26 protein-coding genes are annotated in these 23,614 nt (G+C 45.1%); 18 read left to right on the top strand and 8 right to left on the bottom strand.

Features of this window, described 5'->3' with window-relative positions:
- The first annotated feature begins 6 nt into the window (after positions 1 to 6).
- The 6 genes from HYY55_02775 to HYY55_02750 all read left to right on the top strand — a co-directional run bounded on the left by HYY55_02775 (position 7) and on the right by HYY55_02750 (position 6,160).
- On the top strand, positions 7 to 714 hold the full coding sequence (locus HYY55_02775) for a site-2 protease family protein (protein QQG45883.1): 708 nt from the start codon (positions 7 to 9) through the stop codon (positions 712 to 714).
- A 43-nt stretch (positions 715 to 757) separates the two neighbouring features.
- Positions 758 to 1,171: a 30S ribosomal protein S12 gene (gene rpsL / locus HYY55_02770; GenBank protein ID QQG45882.1), complete on the top strand. Its 414-nt coding sequence runs from the start codon at positions 758 to 760 to the stop codon at positions 1,169 to 1,171.
- A gap of 49 nt (positions 1,172 to 1,220) precedes the next feature.
- A complete protein-coding gene (gene rpsG, locus HYY55_02765; protein QQG45881.1) occupies positions 1,221 to 1,688 on the top strand; it encodes a 30S ribosomal protein S7 in 468 nt (155 codons plus the stop codon).
- 132 nt (positions 1,689 to 1,820) lie between these two features.
- Positions 1,821 to 2,630: a hypothetical protein gene (locus tag HYY55_02760; GenBank protein QQG45880.1), complete on the top strand. Its 810-nt coding sequence runs from the start codon at positions 1,821 to 1,823 to the stop codon at positions 2,628 to 2,630.
- 228 nt (positions 2,631 to 2,858) lie between these two features.
- Positions 2,859 to 4,961: an elongation factor G gene (gene fusA / locus HYY55_02755; protein ID QQG45879.1), complete on the top strand. Its 2,103-nt coding sequence runs from the start codon at positions 2,859 to 2,861 to the stop codon at positions 4,959 to 4,961.
- Between the two features lie 362 nt (positions 4,962 to 5,323).
- On the top strand, positions 5,324 to 6,160 hold the full coding sequence (locus tag HYY55_02750) for a trypsin-like peptidase domain-containing protein (GenBank protein QQG45878.1): 837 nt from the start codon (positions 5,324 to 5,326) through the stop codon (positions 6,158 to 6,160).
- A gap of 100 nt (positions 6,161 to 6,260) precedes the next feature.
- Here HYY55_02750 and HYY55_02745 read toward each other — a convergent pair whose 3' ends face one another.
- Genes HYY55_02745 through HYY55_02735 form a run of 3 tightly spaced genes read right to left on the bottom strand, consistent with a single transcriptional unit; the run spans position 6,261 to position 8,470 of the window.
- Positions 6,261 to 6,983 (bottom strand): hypothetical protein, encoded by a 723-nt coding sequence (locus HYY55_02745; protein ID QQG45877.1) that lies wholly within the window; start codon positions 6,981 to 6,983, stop codon positions 6,261 to 6,263.
- Between the two features lie 10 nt (positions 6,984 to 6,993).
- Positions 6,994 to 7,650, bottom strand: coding sequence for a hypothetical protein (locus HYY55_02740; GenBank protein ID QQG45876.1), 657 nt, complete (start codon positions 7,648 to 7,650; stop codon positions 6,994 to 6,996).
- Positions 7,643 to 8,470, bottom strand: coding sequence for a hypothetical protein (locus HYY55_02735; GenBank protein ID QQG45875.1), 828 nt, complete (start codon positions 8,468 to 8,470; stop codon positions 7,643 to 7,645). The genes HYY55_02740 and HYY55_02735 overlap by 8 nt, the downstream gene beginning before the upstream one ends.
- Positions 8,471 to 8,729: 259 nt before the next feature.
- On the opposite strand from HYY55_02735, the gene HYY55_02730 reads away from it, so the two are divergent.
- The 4 genes from HYY55_02730 to recA are packed head-to-tail and all read left to right on the top strand — an operon-like array spanning position 8,730 to position 13,723.
- Entirely contained in the window at positions 8,730 to 10,046 is a 1,317-nt protein-coding gene (locus HYY55_02730) for a hypothetical protein (GenBank protein ID QQG45874.1), read from the top strand.
- A gap of 57 nt (positions 10,047 to 10,103) precedes the next feature.
- Positions 10,104 to 12,344 carry a DNA translocase FtsK gene (locus HYY55_02725; protein ID QQG45873.1) on the top strand — a complete coding sequence of 747 codons (2,241 nt, stop codon included), beginning with the start codon at positions 10,104 to 10,106 and terminating at the stop codon, positions 12,342 to 12,344.
- Between the two features lie 5 nt (positions 12,345 to 12,349).
- Positions 12,350 to 12,694, top strand: a complete 345-nt coding sequence (locus HYY55_02720) for a hypothetical protein (GenBank protein ID QQG45872.1) — start codon at positions 12,350 to 12,352, stop codon at positions 12,692 to 12,694.
- A gap of 21 nt (positions 12,695 to 12,715) precedes the next feature.
- Complete coding sequence (gene recA / locus HYY55_02715; GenBank protein ID QQG45871.1) at positions 12,716 to 13,723, top strand: recombinase RecA; 1,008 nt, start codon at positions 12,716 to 12,718, stop codon at positions 13,721 to 13,723.
- A gap of 5 nt (positions 13,724 to 13,728) precedes the next feature.
- Here the strand turns inward: recA and HYY55_02710 are convergent, their stop codons facing one another.
- The 4 genes from HYY55_02710 to HYY55_02695 form a co-directional block, all read right to left on the bottom strand.
- Positions 13,729 to 13,938: a 30S ribosomal protein S18 gene (locus HYY55_02710; protein ID QQG45870.1), complete on the bottom strand. Its 210-nt coding sequence runs from the start codon at positions 13,936 to 13,938 to the stop codon at positions 13,729 to 13,731.
- 79 nt (positions 13,939 to 14,017) lie between these two features.
- Positions 14,018 to 14,452 (bottom strand): single-stranded DNA-binding protein, encoded by a 435-nt coding sequence (locus HYY55_02705; protein QQG45869.1) that lies wholly within the window; start codon positions 14,450 to 14,452, stop codon positions 14,018 to 14,020.
- Positions 14,453 to 14,472: 20 nt separating this feature from the next.
- Positions 14,473 to 14,883 carry a 30S ribosomal protein S6 gene (locus HYY55_02700; protein QQG45868.1) on the bottom strand — a complete coding sequence of 137 codons (411 nt, stop codon included), beginning with the start codon at positions 14,881 to 14,883 and terminating at the stop codon, positions 14,473 to 14,475.
- A gap of 40 nt (positions 14,884 to 14,923) precedes the next feature.
- Entirely contained in the window at positions 14,924 to 15,937 is a 1,014-nt protein-coding gene (locus HYY55_02695; protein ID QQG45867.1) for a YchF family ATPase, read from the bottom strand.
- Between the two features lie 22 nt (positions 15,938 to 15,959).
- Between HYY55_02695 and HYY55_02690 the strand changes: the two genes are divergently transcribed.
- A complete protein-coding gene (locus tag HYY55_02690) occupies positions 15,960 to 17,297 on the top strand; it encodes a phosphomannomutase/phosphoglucomutase (protein QQG45866.1) in 1,338 nt (445 codons plus the stop codon).
- 94 nt (positions 17,298 to 17,391) lie between these two features.
- Positions 17,392 to 17,829, top strand: a complete 438-nt coding sequence (locus tag HYY55_02685; protein QQG45865.1) for a hypothetical protein — start codon at positions 17,392 to 17,394, stop codon at positions 17,827 to 17,829.
- A 197-nt stretch (positions 17,830 to 18,026) separates the two neighbouring features.
- On the opposite strand, the gene trpS is transcribed toward HYY55_02685, so the two are convergent.
- Positions 18,027 to 19,022, bottom strand: coding sequence for a tryptophan--tRNA ligase (trpS, locus tag HYY55_02680; GenBank protein QQG45864.1), 996 nt, complete (start codon positions 19,020 to 19,022; stop codon positions 18,027 to 18,029).
- Between the two features lie 367 nt (positions 19,023 to 19,389).
- Between trpS and tuf the strand changes: the two genes are divergently transcribed.
- The 6 genes from tuf to rplB all read left to right on the top strand — a co-directional run bounded on the left by tuf (position 19,390) and on the right by rplB (position 23,613).
- Positions 19,390 to 20,583: an elongation factor Tu gene (gene tuf, locus HYY55_02675; GenBank protein ID QQG45863.1), complete on the top strand. Its 1,194-nt coding sequence runs from the start codon at positions 19,390 to 19,392 to the stop codon at positions 20,581 to 20,583.
- 22 nt (positions 20,584 to 20,605) lie between these two features.
- Positions 20,606 to 20,953 carry a 30S ribosomal protein S10 gene (gene rpsJ, locus HYY55_02670; GenBank protein QQG46650.1) on the top strand — a complete coding sequence of 116 codons (348 nt, stop codon included), beginning with the start codon at positions 20,606 to 20,608 and terminating at the stop codon, positions 20,951 to 20,953.
- Positions 20,954 to 21,032: 79 nt separating this feature from the next.
- Positions 21,033 to 21,728 carry a 50S ribosomal protein L3 gene (gene rplC / locus HYY55_02665; protein QQG45862.1) on the top strand — a complete coding sequence of 232 codons (696 nt, stop codon included), beginning with the start codon at positions 21,033 to 21,035 and terminating at the stop codon, positions 21,726 to 21,728.
- 3 nt (positions 21,729 to 21,731) lie between these two features.
- Entirely contained in the window at positions 21,732 to 22,373 is a 642-nt protein-coding gene (gene rplD / locus HYY55_02660; protein ID QQG45861.1) for a 50S ribosomal protein L4, read from the top strand.
- A 5-nt stretch (positions 22,374 to 22,378) separates the two neighbouring features.
- On the top strand, positions 22,379 to 22,786 hold the full coding sequence (rplW, locus tag HYY55_02655; protein ID QQG45860.1) for a 50S ribosomal protein L23: 408 nt from the start codon (positions 22,379 to 22,381) through the stop codon (positions 22,784 to 22,786).
- Positions 22,786 to 23,613, top strand: a complete 828-nt coding sequence (rplB, locus tag HYY55_02650) for a 50S ribosomal protein L2 (protein ID QQG45859.1) — start codon at positions 22,786 to 22,788, stop codon at positions 23,611 to 23,613. Before rplW ends, rplB begins: the two co-directional genes overlap by 1 nt.
- The last annotated feature ends 1 nt before the right edge of the window (position 23,614 follow it).

The following is a 23,614-nucleotide window of genomic DNA, read 5'->3' as shown; positions in this document are numbered from 1 at the left end:
AAATCAATGTCAGGATCAGTAGATTTTATATTTTCAATAACGGTTTTGATAATGTCGGTCGTGGTGCACGAGGTTTCCCATGGTTATGCCGCTTATTCCTTGGGCGACCCCACAGCAAAAAACGAGGGCCGTCTTACGCTTAATCCGTTAAAACACCTTGATCCGTTCGGCTCCGTGCTTTTGCCTCTTATTTTAGTTTTAATTAGATCCCCGTTTATTTTTGGTTGGGCCCGACCGGTTCCGTATAATCCTTATAATCTTAGTAACCAACGTTGGGGACCAGCCTTGGTTGGTGCTGCGGGGCCGGCTTCAAATATTTTTGTTGCGTTTATTTTTGGGATATTAGGATTTCTTTTACCACTTACTGCCAGCATTAGGGAAGAGCTGTGGGTTAAATTTGTTTTTGGTTTTTTGACCAGACAGATATCTCTTGGTGTGATTGGGTCAAACTTCGTAGAATCCGTGTATGCTATTTTTCTGTTGATAATATTTATAAACCTGCTTCTTGCTTTTTTCAACCTTGTGCCCATTCCTCCGCTTGACGGCTCAAAGGTGCTTTTCGCTCTCATAGGCCGGCACTGGCCGGAGCTTGAGTATTTTATGGAACGGTGGGGGTTTATGGTTCTCATCTTTTTCATATTTTTCCTCTTTCGTTTCATTTTCCCCGTTATTTTATGGGCCTTTCGTCTGATAACCGGAGTTGGGTTGTTTTAATTTGACTATTTAAACTCAAAAAGTTATAGTACTTATTACTTTTATGCCGACTTTTAATCAGCTGATAAAAAGGGGCCGCAAGCCTTTAATAAGGAAGTCTAAAGCCGTTGCCCTGCGGCGCGGTTTTAATGTCTTGAAAAACAGGCCGATATTTTATCCGTCGTCTTTTAAGCGCGGAGTCTGCGTTAAAGTCTCGACGGTTACGCCTAAAAAGCCCAATTCGGCTTTGCGTAAGGTGGCCAGGGTCCGGCTTACCAACGGTATGGAGGTTACGGCCTACATTCCGGGCGAAGGGCACAATCTGCAGGAACACTCGGTGGTGGTGATTCGCGGCGGCAGGGTGAAGGATTTGCCCGGCGTGCGCTATCATATTGTTCGGGGCGTTCTTGATACCGCCGGCGTTGATAAACGAAAACAGCAAAGAAGCAAATACGGAGCCAAAAGACCAAAGCAATAATTTTAATTATTCGTGTTATTCGCATGAATTCGTATATTAGTATCGCGTTATGAGAAGAAAAGTAAAAATAAAAACATCAATTGAGCCCGATTATCGCTACGGGTCCATTGTTGTTTCAAAACTTATTAATCATATTATGCTTTCCGGTAAAAAAAATATTGCGCGAAAAATCGTTTATAGCGCGTTGGATTTAGCCGGAAAAACAGCCAAAAAAGAACCGATGACGGTCTTGGATGAAGCAATTAAAAATATCTCGCCCGCGCTTGAGGTCAGGTCGCGCCGGGTTGGAGGCGCGAATTATCAGGTGCCGCGCGAAGTCAGGCCGGAAAGGAGGTTGACGCTCGCGATGCGCTGGTTGATTCAGGCGGCCGAATCCAAAAAAGGAAAACCAATGTCTGAAAAATTGGCTGAAGAACTGATTCTGGCGTCCAAGAACGAAGGAGCCGCGGTTAAGAAAAAAGAGGACACCCACAAGATGGCCGAAGCCAACCGTGCCTTCGCTCATTTCGCGTGGTAACACGAAATGAGCGAAGAAATTTCCCCCGCGTCGGAAGGCAGGGAGCGAAGCGACCGTCAGAAACCGAGGGTGTCCGAGACGGGGGTCGGGGGAAATTTGAAGTTTGGTCATTTTGCATGGTAATTTTAATTTATGGGAATTGAACAAGAACCGCGATTTGAAAAACCCGTTCCGTGGGATGAATCCATAATTCCGCCGTTGAGACGTGAATATTTACGTAAACTCCACGAAGACCCTAAAGAAGCTGAACGTTTTTGGAGCGATGAGAAACTTGAAAAGAATTTAAGGGAGAAAACCTTTCAAGAAATGATTGTAGTTGGTTTTACCGCCGCTGATGGAGAGCTTAATCACCCTGTCTTGAGAGAATCGGATAACGACGAGGAATTTAACAACCGATTTCGCGATTTTCAGCAAAAAGTTGAAAATTTAACAGCATCCGCAGAACCTGAAAAGGAGACGCCGTTTGAACAGCCGGAGATTTTTCGGCAATGGTTTGCCTTAACTATGAAATTTATGATTGAAGAGGGTGGGGCGAAGAAGGAAATGTTTGAGATAGCGCCGTTTATCGCGCGCGCGTATGAATTGGAGGCAGATTATTATCGTCATAATGGCATTGACCCCACCGAGATTTACCCTTTTGTGGAAGAGAAGGATGTGGTGATGGGACGGCGCGCCAAAGAAAAAGAGCAAACGAAAGGCGCAGACGCAAGCGCGGATAAAGAAGTAAAGTCCCGCGGAATTTCTTCGGAAGAATTGCCGGAAGACGAAAAAGCGTTAGCCGAGAAAGGCGAAAAATATTTGAAAGAACAGGCATGGCACGGATTGAGGCGTCAGCTTTTGCGACTTTCTGAACCTGGCTCCAAGGAGCGTCGTAAAGCCCATGAAGATTTTGAAAGGGCGTACCAGAAAATAAAAGAAGATAAAAAGAAAGAAATAAATTAATACTCGTTTGATTTATGCCAAGAGATTTTCCTATTGAAAAGACAAGAGATATCGGAATAATCGCTCATATTGACGCGTCGGCCAAAGGCCTCCCTAGAAACCTCTCGGTTTCTAGCGCTCCCCCGCAACTGCGGGGTCGCTGTTTTCCTCTACGGGGAAAACTACAGTTTTCCCCGACCCCCTTTCGCACGTCAATATTCGTATGTTAAACTAAATTTCATTTGATTTATGCCAAGAGATTTTCCTATTGAAAAGACAAGAGATATCGGAATAATCGCTCATATTGACGCCGGCAAGACTACGGTTACCGAGCGGATTTTATTTTATACCGGCATTTCGCATAAAATTGGCGAGGTGCACGAAGGGCAGGCGATTATGGACTGGATGGAGCAGGAGCGCGAGCGCGGTATTACCATAACCGCGGCGGCCACTACTGCTTTTTGGACTCCGACTTACGCCTTGCTTGATGAAACAAAAAAACACCGTATAAATATCATAGATACTCCGGGGCACGTTGATTTTACGATTGAGGTTGAAAGGTCTTTACGGGTGCTGGACGGCGGAGTTGTTGTTTTTGACGGCGTTGCCGGAGTTGAGCCGCAATCCGAAACAGTCTGGCGTCAGGCCGATAAATACAAAGTTCCCAGAATTTGTTTTATCAACAAACTTGACCGGATGGGAGCTTCTTTTGAAAAAAGTTTACGTTCTATTCGCGAACGTTTGACCCCCAACGCTGTTGTCGTAACTTTACCGATGGGACTTGAGTCGGATTTTGCAGGAGTTATGGATGTGTTAAATCAGAAAGCGTATTATTTTGAGGGCGAACACGGTCAGACAATCAGGATTGAGGATATCCCGGAAAAATACAAAGACGAAGTCAAAAAACGAAGGACCGAAACAGTGGAGAAGATAGCCGAAAGCGATGATGTTTTGACCGAAGAATATCTTGAGGGCAAGGAAATTGATATTGGCAGATTGAAGGCCGCTTTGAGGCGCGCGACTATAGATTATAAATTGGTGCCGGTTCTTAGCGGGTCGGCTTTGAAAAATAAAGGCGTTCAGATTTTATTGGATGCCGTCGTTGATTACTTGCCGTCACCGGTTGATTTGCCTCCGGTTGAGGGAATGGACCCCAAAAGCAATCAAAAAATAACTCGAGAAGCAAGCGACAATGCGCCTTTTTCGGCCCTTGCTTTTAAGCTTCAGACCGATCCGTTTGTCGGGCAGCTTACTTATTTTAGAGTTTACTCCGGGATATTAAATGCCGGGTCATACGTGCTTAATGTTTCTAACGGCGAAAAAGAAAGAATCGGCCGCATTTTAAGAATGCATGCCAATCACAGAGAAGAAGTGAAAGAAATTTTTTCAGGAGGCATAGGCGCCATTATCGGCCTCAAAAACACTCATACCGGCGACACGCTTGCCGATCCGGACCATCCGATTCTTCTTGAAAAAATAGAGGCGCCGGAACCAGTGGTTTCGGTAAGAATTGAGCCCAAAACCAAGGCCGACCAGGAAAAAATGGGTCTGGCTTTACGCAGGCTTGCCGATGAAGATCCGACTTTTAAGATTAAAGCCGATCCCGAAACTCTCGAAACCATAATTTCCGGAATGGGAGAATTGCATCTTGAAGTTTTGGTTGACCGGATGCGTCGCGAGTTCAAAGTTGAAGCCGATGTCGGCCGTCCGCAGGTGGCTTATAAAGAAACAATTCAGGCAAAAGCCGAAGCCGAAGGAAAATATATAAGGCAGTCCGGAGGCCGGGGACAATATGGCCACACTTGGATCAGGATTGAACCGCTTGAACGGGGCAAGGGATTTGAATTTGTCAGCGCCATTAAAGGTGGAGCTATCCCGCAGGAATTTATTCCGGCAGTTGAAAAAGGCGTTAAAGAAGCGATGGATAGGGGCGTAGTCGCGGGGTATCCCTTGATTGACACTAAAGCGACTCTTTACGACGGCTCGTATCATGAGGTGGATTCATCGGAAGCCGCTTTCAAAATCGCGGGCTCAATGGCTTTGCAGGAAGCAGTTAGGCGCGCCAAGCCGGTTTTACTTGAGCCGATTATGTCAGTGGAAGTAGTAACGCCGGAAAATTTTCTCGGCGAAGTGACCGGAGATTTGTCCAGTAAGCGGGGTCGTATTGAAAAAATGGAAGAGCGTTACAATAACAAAGTTATTGAAGCTAAGGTTCCGCTGGCCGAGATGTTCGGTTATGTTACCAATCTTCGTTCAATGACCGAGGGCCGCGCGACCTACACCATGGAGTTTTCACATTATGAGGTTGTGCCTATGAATGTGGCGGAGCTTATAAAAGAAGGTAAAAAGTAAATAACCAATAATATTGGTTATTTGAATTTGTTTGATTATTGATTATTGTATCTTGGTTATTAAAAACATGACTGACAAAACTTTTCAGGATAGTGAAAAAAAGGAAGACATCATTTCTGATGAGTTGCTGGACGAAGATTTTGAGCTTTCTGACGATTTGGAAGATCTTCCGGTATAAGGGTTTGACAAACAAAATGAGAAGAGTATTTTGGAGGTAAGGGTGAAAAGAAAAGGGCAAACCGAGTTTTCGGCGCCGACTCTATTCCTAGCCAAGGAATTTTAGTCACGCCAAAAACTCGGTTTTTCTTTAGGCTAATCACGGACGAAATTCCTTCGTTCGTTGACAAAAAAGGAGGAAGAAGATGAGGAAGATTCTTTTAATGGCCTTTATTTTGGTGTTTTTGGGCGGTTTTCTGGCTCGAGCCGAGCCGTACGACAATAATAATTCTTTGATTCCTGATTTGGGAAGCAAGCTCGAAAAGATTATTCCGGCCCTTGCCAGAATAAGAACCAAAACTGTTTTTGAACAAACCGAAGATGTGCCTCCCAATGTTTCCAAAAAAATAATCCGCATCTTGGACGGACGGGGGTTGGCCATAAATGAGGGGCGGCTGTTGCTGACCCTGACTCACGTGGTGAAGCACCCGCCTTCTTTGCAGGTTATGACGCCGTTCGGCCCGACCATAATCCCCGCGAAAAAAATATCCGAAGAAACTTTTATTATGGTCGGTGGCCGAGAGTATAAATTAGACCCGCTTTACGTGAGCGCGGATGGGATTGTTGAAGTGGCTCTTTTTGAAATACCCCCGTTTTTAAAAGTCCCGTTTTTTCCTTATTCCATCGGAAATAGCAATAAACTGAGCCTGGGGAATTTTATTTATATCGTAGGCGATCCGGCTTCAAGCGGCGTTAACGTCCGCGAGGGCATTGTGTCATCTTTGACCGCATCTGAAAATCAAGATACCGCGCGTATCTCTAACGGCATATATCCGGGCGACAGCGGCGGGCCGGTTGTGGCTATAAAGGACGGAGAATTTGAGTTGGTTGGTCTGGCGCAGTATGTGCTTATGGACCCATTCGGCAGATACCTTAGCCGCATCGGCGGAATGCTGAAAATTAACGCGATTGGGCGCGAAATTATGGATAAATGCGCAAAGTGTTCGGATGAAATAAAAAGATTTTTTATTCCTCCAAAATAATTTTTTGAATCCAGTCCCGCTAATCGTTATAGGAATATAACGGATGGCGGGGCTATTTTTATAAAGATAGCCGATCTGTCAAATTAAAAGGCCGGATATTTCACCGGCCCGTTTCCGTCTTTGGGACAAGATTTGTCTTTGGCGCCTTGAATTCGGCGCGACCGAAACTTTCATCACGATCTCGTTCACCCTTTTGTTCTTTGTCGCCCTTTTTGCGTAAAGCAGAATCCATTTTCGCTCTGCTTTCTGCAGAACCCGGCAGAGTAATCCGAATGTTTCCGAATTCCGAGGCCGATTCGACAGGCACGCCGGCTCTTTTAGCCGCCTCCCCCTGAAGTCTTTTTGCTTCTTGCAAATTTTGCAGGAGCATTCTTGTTCGCTCATCGTAAGGGAGACGGCAAACATGAGAGTTTTGGACGTTCAAACTTTGCCCAAAGATTTCGTGCTGTTTAAGAAACAAGTCGGCGAATCCCGATTCTACCGGACCCGGCACCACATGCTGTGCTAAATAATCGTATTTAATCGGTTCAATTTCTTTGGTTAACGGATTGATGTTGATTTCCGGGCAGTTTTTGTCTGGCGCGCCCGCGTTCATATATTTATAGAAATTAGGTATGTTTAACAGCATGAAAGAGATCGGCAGAGATAAGATCGCCATGGAAACTTTAAAATTTCTTGAAGCATGTGTCCGGTGCAGAATTATAAAGAGCCAGTACAACATTACAAGAGTCGTCAAAATAGGCACCAACCATTCAAACCATGGCTCTGAATAAAAAACAATTCTGAAAGTAGTTTTTAGCACGCCGAAGAGCGGTGCGTCCATTTTCCGTCCCTCACCAGGCAGGAGTACAGTTGCGACCAGAAGAACTGGCGCAACGCATCTGGATTGTCGTCTTATTACTTCCTACCATTAATTTGCCTTCCGTGTCAATTTCAAAACTGGTTGTCGTAATTTCTTCTCCAACTCTGCTTAGGGTAAATTTTTTCTGGTCCAAAAGCACAATTTGTTTTCCGGTCTCGTGCCCCTTGAAAAGGACTGCAGACACAGTTACTTCAATGGGCAGAGTTCCGCCGTTTGTGCCGTAGACATGCAGATTTACCCCGCAAAGGGCAGCCGGCAGACGGTTACCTAGCGATTTTACTTTCTCTTTATTTTTGTCGTCAAGAGGACTTTCGTCTTTGTAACCTCTGTCGTCCTGGTCCAGAAGAAGAAATTTGCCCTTTCTGTTTTGGTAACTGACAATTTCCCAAAGTTCCGTCGAGGGGTTGGTGCACCAAGTCCAGGTATCAATATCAACCGGCGATTTTCCGTCCCATTCAACCGTGACTTCAAAGGGATTTTTGTCTTGGTCTTTGCTTGAGGCGTCGTTTAGGTGAATTAGAAACAAAAACACAAGCATAAAAGGAATAATGGCTATAAGAAGCGTCAGGTCTCCCTGGACGATAGCATGGTCGGATTCTCTTCTTGAAAAAATTCTCCATTTATCCATTCGCCATTTCCTCCTCTGGTTCGGGAGGCGAGCACAGATCCAATCCGTAGATACTTGTCAGGCGCGCAAGTTCCGCGAGAATCCGATCTCTTATGTCTTCATGCTGCTCGTAAATAGAACTCAAGAACAAGTTTCCGACAAGGCCTAAAATGGTTGTTATTGCCGCCACCCCAAGTCCGCCGATCAGTTCTTTCGCTATGAGCTGAGCCTGTTGCGCGCTTTCCCCGAATTGCATGCCCACACCGATTAACAGAATTCCCGTGACCGTTCCCAGAAAACCGAAAAGAAGAAGTTTTCTAGCGCCATTGACCGTTGGTTTGATAAGCCGTTCCATATTGGCATAGAAACAGAATTTTAATTCATCTGTGAGCACGGGTTCTTTTTTGTGTTTGCCCGCAAGCGCGCCGACCGCCTTGATTCTTTTTCCTAAGTCCCTGAAATAGTCGACGACAGAAGTGCCGTTAAATTCCGTCGCGGAATATCTTTCAAAAAAAGCGTCGGTTTCAAAAATAAGTTCATGGCAATCGGGCAGTTTTTCCGTTTCCGTCTCCGCCAACTTTTTTCTTACCAAGTCCAAAGCGTCTTTTTCGAGACCCATAAACCCCGATCTTTTCAAGGTTTTTCTGAAATAAAAAACCATTACCGCGAACATTAGCATGGTGCTGACAAATACCGAGGTGTTCCAGGCAAGAAGTGTTTGCGCGATGCCGACGCTTACAAGAAAAATAAAAATGGTCCCGATGACGATATAACCAAACAGCGCCTTGTAATAGGTAAGATGCTCCTTTTGTCCGTTTGGAAATTCATTGCTTTTGAGCATTTCCACCCCCTGCTTATATTTTCAAGGAAAGCCATCTCTGGGCTGAAAATAACACACGGGCGTTTTTAAGTAAATATTAAAAACCCCTCCGTTCGCGGGGAGGATTTTGTGATCTCAAAACCCTAATTTTTCCAAAATTTCGGGAGGGTGCTTTCTCTTGAAATTTTTAAAAACCATTTTATTCCTTTTGTAAAGAGGCGCGGCTTGGTTTCAGGTGTTATCTTAAAAACAGGTTTTTTGAAATTGAGGAGGATTTGTGATGAAAAGAATATTTGCGTCTTTACTTGCTTCAATTTTTGTTTTCTCGGCAATTATCGGGTACGCGGGTGAACTTGAGAACGCGGGCAAACGGATTCAGGAAGCCCTGACCATTATTGAAGAAGAATATTACAAGAAATTAACTCCAGAGCAGGAAAAAGCCATCATCCAGGGGCTTGAGGAGTCCTTGAATAAAATCGTTCGCGACAATCTTGACCGTTTTAGCTTTTTCCGCCTTGCTCCGCAGGGAAAAACCACCTTGGAAAGGTTAGGAGAGAAGTTTGTGGGAATAGGAGTTGGTCTCTCCGCGCATCCCGAAGACGAGATTGAATTTTTGAAGGAACTTGAAACGCATTTGAAAAAAAGACAGCAACTTCCCGAGACTGACCCGGAATATGAAACTTTGATACAAAAGGAAGGGCAGATTTTGATAAAGCGCTATGGTATTGTGGGTGAGCGGGGAATTTACATAACGCAGGTTTTCAAAAATGGCGGAGCGCATTTGGCGGGCGTGAAGCGCGGATGGTCAATTGTTGCCGTGCAAAACCAAAAGGGCGAGCTGAAAAAAGCCGCGGGTATGGAAACGAAAGACGTGCTGGACCTTATTAAAGGAACATATCTTGAAAAAAGTTCTGAAAACACGAACGTAAGGATTAAGTTTAGAAAGCCCGACAGCACGGAGGTTGTTTTACAAATTTTGCGAAAAACCGTAGCGCGTGAAACCGTCTGGGGCGAGATGAAAACAAATGATATCGGCTATGTTCAGATAACTGCTTTTTCCCCCGATACGGCAAAAGGATTTGAAGACATTGTTTTTGAGCTGAAAAAACAGGGAATGAAAAAGCTTGTTATTGATGTCAGGAATAATCCGGGCGGCTTGGAAAACGCTGTCGATGGCGTGCTTGACCGCCTCGTCCCTCCGGGAAGGATCATGCTTTTTCACGAGAAAAGAGGGAAAAAAGAAATTGCTTTTTACTCCGACTATTCCGTACCCGTAATATTTGAGGGGCCGATCGCGGTTTTGATAAATAGAAATTCGGCGAGCTCTTCTGAAATTTTGGCGGGGGTTTTGAAAGACTACGGTCTTGCGAAGATTGTTGGCGAAAAAACATTTGGCAAAGGGCTTGTGCAGTCAAATTGGGGGATGGAAAGCGGAGGGGAAGCTTATATAACGACTTATGAATACATTTTTCCAGTTTCCGGTTACAGAGTTCACGGCAAAGGAGTTGAACCGCATGTTCCGGCAACAGATGACCGATTGACGCTCAAGGACGAAGCGCTTGATATGGCGCTTGAGGTTTTAAAACACAGTAAATAAATGAAACTCTCGGCACAGCCGAGAGTTTTTATTTTTTGCGAGAAATCTGTATAATAAATGCAAATGGCCAGAAAAAAATTAAGGCGCAGAGCTAAAAAAAAAGAAGCTGAAGACGAGGTTAAATTTGAAAGATTAAACAGCGAAACCAAACACTCCATTTGGGCTATTTTTTCTTTTGCCTCCTCCCTTCTTTTTGTTCTTGCCGCCTACGGGCAAGCCGGCTTGGTCGGAGAACGCATTTACGGTTTTTTGGAGCTTCTTTTCGGCCGGGCTTTCTTTTTGGTCCCGCTGGTTTTTTTCCTGGCCGGTCTGTCTTTTATTTTTTCGCTTCGCGCTCATCTGGTGGCCACTACCGTTGGCGGAGGGGTTTTAATGCTTTTTTCGGCTCTAGGTATTTTTGACGCGGTTTTTGGCGAAAAAACCGCGGGTTTTCTGGGCTTCGCGTTTTCCCTGCCGCTTTTAAAACTTTTTGATTTTTGGGCTACTCTGGTAATATTGTTTGCTTTAGTGGGAGTATCGTTTCTTTTAATGCTTAATGTTTCTATAAAACCGCGGCGCTGGTTTGCTAAAAAAGAAGAAACAGAGCCGGAAGAAGCGGACTCGGAAGTCAAAGAATCTCCGTCTTCGGCCTGGTCCGTGGCAAAAGAAATTCCGGGCACTGTTATTCGTCAGCGGTTTGAAGATAATGCCGCGCTTGAAGGCCTAAAAACTGAAGAAGTTCCGAAAGAAGAGCCGGAAGCCGAACCGGATGAGGAACGGATGCCTCTAAATTTTGCCCAGAAAAACAAAAATAGCGCGGTCTTTTTAGCCGTAGGAGGAGAGTTTAAACCTCCGCCGCTGGATCTTTTGGAAAACGACAAAGGCAAGCCGTCATCGGGCGACATCAAAGCCAATTCCAACATAATAAAAAGAACTCTTCAGAATTTCGGCATCGTGGTTGAAATGGGTGAGATAAATGTCGGGCCGTCCATCACTCAATATACTTTAAGGCCGGCCGAAGGCATAAAACTTTCACGCATTACCGGTTTGCAAAATGATTTATCTTTGGCCCTGGCGGCTCATCCCATAAGGATTGAGGCTCCAATTCCCGGCAAGTCTTTGGTCGGCGTTGAGATACCGAATAAATCCATAGCTCTTGTGGGAATGGGCAGTATTTTGTCTCAAGAAGAATATGCTGTCTCTCCGACTCCGCTTCTTTTGGGCCTTGGGCGCGATGTTACGGGACGGGCAATTTTTGCCGATCTTTGTAAAATGCCGCATCTTTTGGTAGCCGGTTCGACCGGTTCCGGAAAATCAGTTGCGATTCACGCGATGATGATGTCGCTTTTATTCCGCAATCCTCCCGAAAGACTCAGGTTTTTAATGATAGACCCCAAAAGAGTTGAACTATCCGTTTACTCCGGAATTCCGCATATTTTGACGCCGGTTATTACGGATTCCAAAAAAGCGATTATGGCCCTGAGGTGGGCGGTGAAAGAAATGGAACGAAGATACGAGCTTTTGGCCGGAGCCAAAGTCCGCGACATAAAATCTTATCAACCCTTAAAAGACGCCGGAGAAAATCCAATGCCATATATTATTGTAGTTATAGATGAGTTGGCGGATATGATGGCGGCATATCCCAGAGAAATGGAAGCTTCAATAGTTCGTTTGGCTCAAATGTCCAGAGCCGTCGGAATACATCTGGTTGTTTCAACCCAAAGGCCGTCGGTGGAAGTGATAACCGGTTTGATTAAGGCAAATATAACCAGCCGCATTGCTTTTCAGGTGGCTTCGCAAGTTGATTCCAGAACAATTCTTGATATGGCCGGCTCTGAAAAACTTCTGGGAAACGGCGATATGCTGTATTTATCCGGTGACACTTCCAAGCCCAAGCGTTTGCAGGGCGCTTTTGTTTCAGAATCCGAAGTGCGCCGTGTTACCCAGCATCTTGAAGCTCAATACGCCCAAGCCGAATTCGGCGGGTTGAATCTTGAACCGGAAAGCAGCACTTCCTCAATTTTTGATTCATCCGAAGAAGAAGACGTTGATGATGAATTATATAAACAAGCCGAAGAGGTTGTGATGCAGGCCGGTAAGGCCTCGGCCTCTTATTTGCAGCGCCGGTTAAGAGTGGGCTATGCGCGGGCGGCGCGTCTTTTAGATATTATGGAATCGCGGGGAATTATCGGTCCGGCTGACGGCGCAAAGCCCCGAGATGTTTTGACTAAAAAGGGGGCAAAGAAGGAAGAATCATCTTCTGAAGGTGAAAATGAGGAGTTTAGTGCCGGGGATAAAAATTTTTTTGATTCGTTTTAATTTTTATGCGCCGTTTTGCCGCGATTTTTATTTTCGGCCTCCTGCTCACCGCCTTTTTTATTTATTTTGTTTTTAATTTTCAGGGATTTTGGCTCGGCCCGACCGTATCAATTGATTTTCCCGAAGAGGGCGTAACGCTTAATAATTCCAGGGTTTTAGTCAAGGGCCGTAGTCGGGATATTTCCCGGCTTGAGTTGAACGGACGCCCGATTTATACGGACGAAAAAGGGAATTTTGAAGAGGAATTGATTTTATTTTCCGGTTTGAATATCATTGAGCTGAAGGCCGACGGACGTTTCGGCAGGAAGCTTTTCGAACAAAGGATGGTGATGGTGAGAATGCCCGAATAATTAGAATAATTATTAAAATTTATGACAAAAAAACCAAGCGAAGAAAAAAGCAACAAAGCTGCCAATATAGAGGCCGCGATTAAAGGGATTCAGCAAAAATATGGCGAGGGCGCGATTATGAAATTGGGCGAGGCGCGAAGGGTTGACGTTGACGTCATTCCTACGGGTTCGCTGTCGCTTGATATGGCCTTGGGCGTTGGCGGAGTCCCGAGAGGCCGGGTGATTGAAATTTTCGGCCCGGAAAGTTCCGGCAAAACAACCTTGGCTTTAAATATCGTGGCTCAAGCCCAGAAAAAAGGAGGTCTTTGCGCTTTTGTGGATGCCGAGCACGCGCTTGATCCGGAGTATGCCAAGCGGATTGGTGTTAAAATAAATGATCTTTTAATATCTCAGCCCGATACCGGCGAGCAAGCTTTGGAAATAGTTGAATCCCTGGTTCGTTCCGGAAGCATTGATGTGGTAGTCATTGATTCGGTCGCGGCGCTCACTCCGCAGGCTGAAATTGAGGGAGAAATGGGCCAGGCCCATATCGGCCTGCAGGCAAGATTGATGTCTCAAGCGCTTCGCAAACTTACGGCGCTTGTGGCCAAAACTAAAACCATTGTTATTTTTATAAATCAAATCAGGATGCAAATCGGCATGATGTTCGGCAACCCGGAAACGACCCCGGGCGGCAAGGCGCTCAAATTTTACGCTTCGGTCCGAATTGACGTCAGGCGCATGGCCCAAATTAAAAAAGGCGAAGAATCAATCGGCAACAGAGTTAAGGCCAAAGTGGTAAAAAACAAAGTGGCGCCTCCGTTTAGGGTCGCCGAATTTGACATAATGTTCGGAGAAGGCATTTCTTATGAGGGCGATATTTTGAATTTAGGCATTAAATACGAGCTGATCAAAAAATCAGGCAACACTTTTTCTTATGAAGCCGATAAACTCGGCGTCGGATATGATAACGCCAGGATTTTTTTGAAAGAAAACCATAAAATCGTTCAGGAGTTGGTCAAAAAAATAAAAGAAGCGGCAAAGGCCTAAAGACGCTAATGCGTAACAAACGGCATAAGGGCCATTTGTCTCGCGCGTTTGATGGCACGGGCGAGCTTACGTTGGTGGGCGGAGCAGACAAAGGTTTTGCGGCGAGCCAAAATTTTTGACTGCGGAGTCAAAAAACGCTTTAAGACCTCGGTGTTTTTATAATCCACCGATTTCATATTTGAAGTGCAAAAATAGCACTGCTGTTTTTTTTCCATTTTTACTTACGAATTTAACGAGTAATTGCAAAAATGAGAATCCGCCGAAGCCTTGGCGAAGGCGGATCCACATTTAATTTTAAAACGGGATATCGTCCGGATTAATATTTTCTTCTCCGTATTCAATCGTGTCCACTTCCGGCTGGCTTTCTTCTTTCGCTTTTTCCGGGCGGCTTGCCGAAGAGCCGGAATTTCTTGGGCCGAGCTGCATTCTTTCAGTCACTATCTCGGTGCGGTATTTTTTCTGTCCGTCTTGCCCCTGCCATGAGCGATTTTGAATCCGGCCCTCAACCATTATAAGGGATCCCTTGTTCAGATATTGTTTGGCGACGTCTGCCAGACGACCGAAAGCCACGACATTATGGAATTGGGTATCCTGTTGTTTTTGTCCGTCTTTATTGAAGAATCTGTTCGTGGCCACGCCGAACGAAGTTACGTTTTGGCCCGACGGCAGTGATCTTGTTTCCGGGTCGCGGGTCAAATTGCCGATTATAAAAATTTTATTTAGGTTCATATTTTTATTGAAAATTAATATTAATTTCCGAGTATTTCCTCGAGTTTTTTATCTATTTCTTCAATGTTGGTTTTTTCCTCGGGAGGGCGGATAATTCTTCTTTTAGTCCTGGATTTTTCGGCTATCTCGGCTTTATTAATTTTAAAAATGGCAAACCGCTCTATTTTCGGGTCGTTATTCGCTTTTTCTCTGATAGCTCCTATACTTTCCGGCCTGGACATGAATTTTATCCATCCCCACCATCCTTCCCGCGCGCCTTCTATAGGGTAGCTTAAATCTTTCTTTGTCGGCCGGTTTTGTGTCGCGATAATGCCGCGTTCTTTTTCTATGATTCCGGTAATTGAAGCCGCACCATCTAAAGCCGCTTGTTCGTCGGCGGCTTTAGCCAGATAGGATATTTCGTATAATTTCGGATCGCTTTCCGTGTCCATTGAATAAAAGAATATCATACCTTGAGCTCTGACGCAAGTTCTATTTGCCCACCAGAAATTCAACCACGTCGCCGTCCTGCATTATATAATCTTTGCCTTCGGAGCGAATTAGTCCGCGGCTTGCGGCATCGGCCAAAGATTTGACCGCGACCAGTTTTTTCCAATCTATAATCCGCGCTCTTATGAAGTTTTTCTCAAAATCGGAATGAATGACGCCCGCGGCTTCTCTGGCTTTCGTCCCCCTTTTTATTGTCCATGCCCGCGCTTCTTTCTCGCCGACAGTTAAAAAAGAAATCAAGTCCAGCGTTTCATAGCCGGCCTTTATTATCTTTTCAAGCCCTTCGCCTGAAATCGCGGAAAAATATACGACTAGCCTTCCGCGATGGGTCTTGGGGCGTTCGTCTTTTTGCGCGAGTTTTGACGAATCGCTGTTGAAGGCGTAAATTTTTGGTTTCAAAGAAAGCAAGCTTAGCTCCCTAAGTAGTTCGGATATTTTTTCATTTTGGGAATCTTTTTCCGGGATTTTTAAATCCTCGCCGGAAGAAATTTTTTCTTTCAGCGCCGCCAGAAAAGAAGATTCGTTTTTTTTGGCCGGGTCTTTTTTCACGGAGCTAATTTTTTTATCTAGTGTTTCAAGGTCTTTTAGTCTAAGTTCGGTCTCAATGGTTTCGGCATCCTCGCTGGGGTCCTTTGAATGTTCTCTGGAAATTTCCGGATCGTCAAAGTCGCGCACGACCTCCAGTATTATGGAAGCGTTTTTAATGTGGTTTAAAAATTGATTCCCAAGGCCTTCTCCGGCGGACGCGCCCTTGACCAGTCCCGCAATATCAACAAAGGTTATGGCGGTCGGAATCGTCGGCGGCGGGTTTTCTTGATTAAACCAGCGCGCGAGTTTATCAAGGCGTTCATCGGGGACGCTGACCACGCCTATATTCGGCTCAATTGTCGCGAAAGGGTAATTGGCCACGAGCGCTTGCTCGCGTTTTAATAGCGCGTTAAAAAGGGACGATTTTCCCACATTCGGCAGGCCAATGATACCTACAGTTAAAGCCATAGAGAAATGTTAAAATATAAAGATGCGTAATATCAAGTCGGAAATTTTCAAAGAATACGATATCCGCGGGAAATACCCCGATGAAATTGATGAAAGCGCGGCTTATAAAATAGGCGCGGCGTTTTCGGAATATCTGGGGCGCAAAAAAATTTTCGGAAATATCGTAGTTGGCCGCGACGCGCGTCTTTCGTCGCCGGAATTATTTGAGGCCTTTAGCCGGGGGGGTTTGGACCGGGGCAGGGATGTTATTGATATTGGACTTGTTTCAACTCCTCTTTTTTATTTCGCCGTGAATTCATCGGGTGCTGCGGGCGGGGCAATGGTTAGCGCATCTCACAATCCCAAAGAATATAATGGCTTAAAACTTGTGCGCGAGGGCGGATGGCCGGTCTATAAAAAAGACGGCCTGCCCGAAATTGAAATACTGGCTGGCTCCGAAATGCCTCGGAAAATAGGCGCGGGAAAAATCGCGAAAAAAGATTTTGTCCGCGGTTATCTGGATTTCCTGAAAAAATATACGGACGTTGAACGTCCGTTAAAAATAGTTGTTGACGCGTCAAACGGCTCGGCCGGACTCGTTTTGGAAAAATTTTTGGATGAAATCGGAGTTTCAGCCGAAAAATTATTTTTTGAGCCCGACGGAAATTTTCCAAACCACTCGCCAAACCCGCTTTTACCCGAAGCAAGAAAAACGATTGAAGAAAAAGTTAAAAATTCCGGAGCGGATCTGGGATTTATGGTGGACGCCGACGGCGACAGGGTGTTTTTTATAAACGAAAAAGGAGAAACGGTTGAGTCAAACCATGTTTACGCTTTCTTACTTGATAATTTTTTGCAAAGCGGAGAATTGTGTTTAGGCACAGCCTCTGTTTCAAAAATTATTGAGGATGTCGCCAAAAATAAAAATGCTCGTTTTGAGCGTGTTCCCGTGGGCCATGCCAATATTAAGACGGCAATGCGTTTAAAAGACGCTCGTTTTGGAGGAGAACTCTCGGGACATTTTTATTTTCGTGATTTTTATTATTCCGATTCGGCTCTTTTGATGGCGGCGCATGTTTTGTCTCTGGCCTCCAAAACCGATAAGCCATTTTCTGAAACCCTTAAACCTTATATGCGGTATTTTCACTCCGGCGAATTAAACTTTGAAACCAAAAATCCGGCCGAGGCGATTGAAAGGTTAAAAAAAGAATATTCAGGCGGTAAGCAGTCATTTCTTGACGGTCTGACGGTTGAATATCCAAAATGGTGGTTCAACATCCGCGCCTCAAAAACCGAACCCCTCGTCCGTCTAGTTGTTGAAGCCGAAAGCAAAGAACTGATGGAGGAGAAAATAAGAGAATTGATAGAGTCAATCTTATAATGTACAATACTCATCGGAGTTTGGCTTTTGATTTCTCTCCGGCCTAGATGCCAAGGGAGAATAGAAGATGTCCCAAACACAGAAGTTTTATCTGATGGGGGTCGTTTTTTTCTGGGGTGCTCTGATTTACGCTGTTGGCTGGGGTCTTGTCAGCTACTTGGCAAATGTTCCTCACGCCTACGAAGTGGCAATCGGCTCTTTTTCAATAACAGTTAACCGCTGGTTTGACGTCTTTTTGTTCCCACTCTATCTGAACCTCATTTTATCCGTTTATCTCTGGTTGTTTCCTGTTTTAAAAAAATATAGAGCAGATTACGAAGACCTTGTCGCGGGTTTTGTCACGGGTCTTGTTCTAGGTCTTATCGCGGGTCTTGCCCTGGGTCTTATCGCGGGCTTTGGCGCAGGTTTTGTCACGGGTCCTATCGCGGGTCTTGCTCTGGGTCTTATCACAGTTCTTGTCGCACTAATTAGTTTAATAATTAAAGCGGTGGTTGATATGCACAAAAGGACTTTTAAAAAATTAAGCGATTAACTCGCGGTTGAAAACCGTCTCGGCGCAGTCGAGGCGGTTTTTATTTACTTATTTACGTTTTTGAGATGTTAGAAAATCTCACGATCGTGGTAAAAACAAACATAGCTGCAAAAAGAGAGCTTACGCTAACTCTTGACGAAAAAATCCAAAAGGCCGACTTGCCCCGCATAACTGCGGGGTTTTGGATTTTGACATTTCTAATAAAAATCAAGAAGCCCTATTTTTTGTTTGACCTCTTCCATTGTTTTTTGGGCGAAAATGCGAGCCGCTTTTGAGCCGTCTTTTAAAATTTTATCTATTGCCTTGGGATTTTTCGAAAGCAGAGCGTATTTTTTTTGAATCGGCGAAAGATGGGCGATGACGGCTTCGGCTAGGTCTTTTTTAAATTCGGAGTATCCTGATTTTTTGTATTTTGTTTCAAGCTTTTTTATTGATACACCCGAAATCAATTCATAAATCGCAAGCAGGTTGGATATGGCCGGTTTTTTTGCCCCGTCATACTTAATATCAGAGCCGGAGTCCGTGACCGCGCTTTTTATTTTTTCTCGGATTTTGTCGGGCGAATCCAAAAGGGCAATATATGAATCAGAACCGTGCGATTTGGACATTTTTTTGTCTGGAAATTTGAGCGAAAATATTTTAGGCAATGCCCCGAAAAGCGCTTGCGGCTCCGGAAAAATTTTTCCGAAGCGGTGATTAAATCTACGCGCGACTTCGCGCGCGATTTCAATATGCGCGTTTTGATCTTTGCCTATTGGCACTGCCGTCGCTTTGTAAATTAAAATATCGGCGGCCTGTAAAACCGGATAATTAAGTATGCCAAACGACCCCGATTTCGGATGTTCGGCAGTCATTTCTTTATAAGTCGGGTTTAGTTCCAGCATCGAAACCGGAAGGAGCGTGGAAAAAATCGACGCAAGTTCGCCGTGTTCCGGAACGGCTGATTGCAAAAAGATAACTGATTTTTTCGGGTCAAGTCCGGAGGCGATCCATGTCGCGGCCATTTCGTAAGTATTTTTGCGGACGCTTTTGGTGTCTTCAAGCGTTGTCAGGGAGTGCAAGTCGGCCACCATCCAAAAACATTTATATCCCCGATTCTGCGCGTTAACCCACTGACGCAACGCGCCGAAGTAATTTCCGAGATGCAATTCTCCCGTCGGTCTCATTCCGGACAAAACAATTTCTTTTGCCATATTTGCTTAAATTTTAGAGTGTTAACAAATAAAATTTAATTTGCAAATGGGATTACCCATAATGATATTAAGTATAGCTGTTTCTTTGTGAAAATCCAGAAAATTGGCATACTTGACTTTAAATAAGGCGTATAATAAACTATAATTTATATCTTGGAATGGCTACTCCGCTCTAATTTCGCGGGGAAATCCATGGCGACCCGCTTCGCCCCATAAGTTTGCCGCTATTCGCGGTTCTCAGGTCGCGAGGGCGAAGATAGTCGGAAAATAATTAATGATTATTAGTTAAATTAAGCAAAATTAGAGCAGGGGTGCTCATATTTTTACAAAAATTTTGTTCGCCCCGGCTCCAAAATTTTTAAAAAACATGGCAGAGAAATTTGAACGGACCAAGCCGCATGTCAATGTCGGCACCATAGGGCACGTTGACCACGGCAAAACCACTTTGACCGCGGCCATTTTGCACGTGCTTAAATTGGCCGGCAACAAGGTCAAAGAGGAAAAAGTCGAGGATATTGATAACGCTCCCGAAGAACGCCAGCGCGGAATTACCATTGCTTTGCATCACTCGGAATACGAAACTCCGAAAAGGCATTACGCCCACATTGATGCTCCTGGACATGCCGATTACATCAAAAATATGATTACGGGCGCTGCACAAATGGACGGAGCGGTTTTGGTGGTTTCGGCCGTTGACGGTCCTATGCCGCAAACCCGTGAGCACATACTTCTTGCGCGCCAAGTCGGGGTTCCCGCGATTATTGTTTTTTTGAATAAAGTTGATGCCGCTGAAGATAAAGATTTGGTTGATTTGGTTGAGGCCGAAGTCAGGGAACTTCTGAATAAATACGAATATCCGGGCGATAAAACCCCGATTATTCGCGGGTCGGCTCTCAAGGCCCTTGAAGCCAAATCAGCCGATGATGAGTGGGCGAAACAAGTGCTTGAATTGACCAAACAGCTGGATGAATATATACCGGAGCCGGTGCGCGACGTAGAAAAACCGTTTTTGATGCCGGTTGAAGACATCTTTTCCATTGAAGGCCGAGGCACGGTTGTAACCGGACGAATTGAGCGCGGAAAAGTCAAAACTGCCGAAGAAATTGAGGTCGTGGGTTTGAAAGACACGCAAAAGACCGTCGTTACCGGAATTGAAATGTTTAATAAATCTTTAGACGAGGGCATGGCCGGAGATAACGCCGGAATACTTTTGCGCGGCCTTAAAAAAGAAGATGTTGAGCGCGGACAGGTTTTGGCTAAGCCCGGTTCAATTACGCCCCACACTGAATTTGAAGCCGAGATTTATATTCTGACCAAAGAAGAAGGAGGCAGACACACCCCGTTTTTTGCCGGATACAAACCGCAGTTTTATATGCGCACAACTGATGTGACGGGTGAAGCGGTTTTGCCCCAAGGAACGGAAATGGTTATGCCGGGAGATACGGTTAATTTGAGCATCAAGCTTATAGCTCCGGTGGCCCTTGAAGAGCGTCAGCGTTTTGCGATTCGCGAAGGCGGCAAAACAGTCGGCGCGGGAGTCGTGACTAAAATAATCAAATAAATTCTTTAAAATTGTGGCAAAGATAAAGACAGCCGAGAAGCCAAAGGCTCTCAAAAAAGAAGAACGCCAGAAATTGCGTATACGCGTGCGCGGCTATGACAATAAGATTCTGGATTCCAGCGTAAAACAGATAGTGGACACTTCTTTGAGATACGGAGCCGAGATAGTCGGTCCTGTTCCTTTGCCGACCGAGATAAGAAAATATACCGTTAATCGTTCAACCTTCGTCCATAAAAATTCCCGGGAACAGTTCGAGATGCGCGTCCATAAAAGATTGATTGATATTTTGAATACCAATCCTAAAATCATAGATTCTCTGACAAATCTTAATCTTCCCGCAGGTGTGGACATAGAAGTTAAAATGATGTAAGCTTATCACCACGTGGGATTTCCGATTAAAAGACTCCGGAGCCTCGGAGTTTTTTAATTAGGGGTATTAAAACAAGCGCATGAGTTTTATTTTAGGACAAAAAAAGGAAATGACGCAGGTTTTTTCAGAGGACGGCCATCTGACGCCGGCGACTCTGATCGAGGCGGGTCCTGTGGTTATCGTTCAGCTGAAAACCCCCGAAAAGGACGGATATAAATCCGTTCAGATTGGGTATGGTTTCAAAAATTCCAAACACATTAAAAAACCTCAAAAGGGACATCTTAAAAAAATTTCCAATTTTTCCGCCTTCGCTCCTCCGCCAAAGGCTACGGAAGGATACAGTAAAGCTTCGGCGGACAGGCAATTTTCGATTTCCAATGTGAAATGGTTAAAGGAGTTCAGGGTTGAAAAGCCGGAAGATTTTCAACCCGGAGATGTTATTGGCGCAGGAGTTTTTAAAGAAGGCGATAAAGTAAGGGTTTCCGCGATTTCCAAGGGTAAGGGTTTTCAGGGCGTGGTTAGGCGCCATGGGTTCGCGGGCGGGCCGAGGACTCATGGTCAGAAGCATTCCGAGAGGGAAGCCGGTTCAATAGGCGGCGGAGGCCGATCCGGAGGCCGGGTTACAAAGGGTATGCGCATGCCCGGAAGGATGGGCGGACGGCGCGTTACTATGCGCAATCTGAAAATCCTTAAAGTGGATTCTGAAAACAATCTGATTTTGGTGTCCGGAGCGGTTCCCGGAAGACGCGGGACGTTGGTAGAGATAAGAAATTAATTTATGGAAGTCTCCGTATACAACTTAAAAGCCGAAAAAGTGGACACTCTGGAATTGCCGGAGAAAATTTTTGCTTTGAAATGGAACGCGGATTTGGTTCATCAGGTGATAGAATCCATGCGCTCCCAAAGCCGAAAAGGACTTGCTCAGGCTCGGGGGCGCGGAGATGTTTCCGGCGGTGGAAAAAAGCCTTGGCGCCAGAAAGGAACCGGCAGGGCTCGCCACGGCTCAACGCGTTCTCCGATATGGGTCGGCGGAGGGGTGACTCATGGACCGACGAACGAAAAAAAATACGGCCGGAAAATAAACAAAAAAGCCAAAAAGAAAGCTTTATTTATGATTTTATCCAAAAAGATGGCTGATCAAGAAATGATGATTATGGATGAGGTTTTATTGCTTGAGTCCAAAACCAAAAAAGCCAGAGAAGCTCTGACAGCCCTGGGTAAAATTAAAGGATTTGAAGGTTTGGCTAAAAAGGGGTCTAAAATCATAGTTGCGGCTAAAGACAGAAATACCCACCTGGCTTTTCGCAATATTTACGGCGTCAAAACTTTGGAAGCCAGAAATATCAATCCTCTTGATTTGCTGGCGGTAAAATATCTGATTCTGGGTCAAAAAGACCTTTTAAATTTAGTCAAGATTTAAAAAGTATGAATCTGCTTGATTTTTTTAAGAAAAAAGAAAAAAGAAAAAGGCTTGAAAAAATTGTTTCCAGGCGCGATGTTGTTTTGGAGCCGGACGAGGTTGAGAAAAAAGAGGAACGTAAAAATCTGGGGGAATCTAAACACGCGGCTTCCACCCTGCTTCGCCCCAAAATAACTGAAAAATCTTCTATTATGAAAGAAGAAGGCGTTTATGTCTTTAACGTGGCTTACGAAGCTTCCAAGAAAGATATAAAAATGGCGGTTGAAGAATTATATAAAGTAAAAGTTGATAAAGTGAACGTGATAAATATGCCCCCGCGTTTAAGAAGTTTCGGCCGGAAATTCGGCCATAGTCCCGGATACCGCAAGGCCTTGGTTAGGCTCTCTCGGGGTCATAAAATAGAATTCACATAATGAAATCTTATAAACCCACAACTCCATCGCGCCGTCATATGCAAGTTGCTGAATATAAAGCGCTTGTGTATTCGGTCCAGCCCCGAAAAAGTCTGACTAAAGGTATGAAAAAATCCGCCGGACGGAATAATCGAGGGCGGATAACCGTTCGTCATAGAGGCGGCGGGGCAAAAAGGCTCCAGAGAATAGTTGATTTTAAATACGACAAGTTGGATGTTCCGGCTCGTGTCGTATCAGCGGAATATGATCCCGGGCGGTCGGGATTCATAGGGCTGGTGCTTTATCGTGACGGCGAATACAGGTATCATCTTTTGCCTGTTGGAATCAAGGCGGGCGACGAGGTTATTATTTCCGAACATGCTCCGATTAAACCCGGGAATCGTTTGCCGCTTCGCTTGATTCCTTCGGGAACATCGGTTTATAATGTTGAAATTGAGCCAGGATCAGGAGCTAAACTTGTAAGAGCTGCCGCAGGCCGCGCCGAGATTTTAGCCCATGAGGAAAAATACAGCCAGATTAAGATGCCGTCCGGGGAGATAAGGCGGATAAATAAAAATTCCTGGGCCTCCGTTGGCCAGGTTTCCAATGAGGAAAGAAGTTTCATCACTATCGGTAAGGCTGGCAGGTCCAGACATATGGGCATCAGACCGACCGTGAGGGGGTCGGCAATGAATCCGGTTGATCATCCTTATGGAGGCGGTGAGGGCAGGACTTTGCGCGGAACAAGAAGGCCGAAGAATCTTTGGGGCCGGGGCACGAGAGGAGTAAAGACGCGAAAGCGCCACAAGTATTCCAACTCGCTGATTCTCCAAAAAAGAAAAAAATAAT

The sequence above is a fragment of the Candidatus Niyogibacteria bacterium genome, from assembly GCA_016432485.1.
Taxonomy (GTDB): domain Bacteria; phylum Patescibacteriota; class Minisyncoccia; order HO2-45-28; family HO2-45-28; genus HO2-45-28.
The sequence above is the reverse complement of the archived record's forward strand: the minus strand, read 5'-3'. Positions and strand labels throughout refer to the sequence as shown.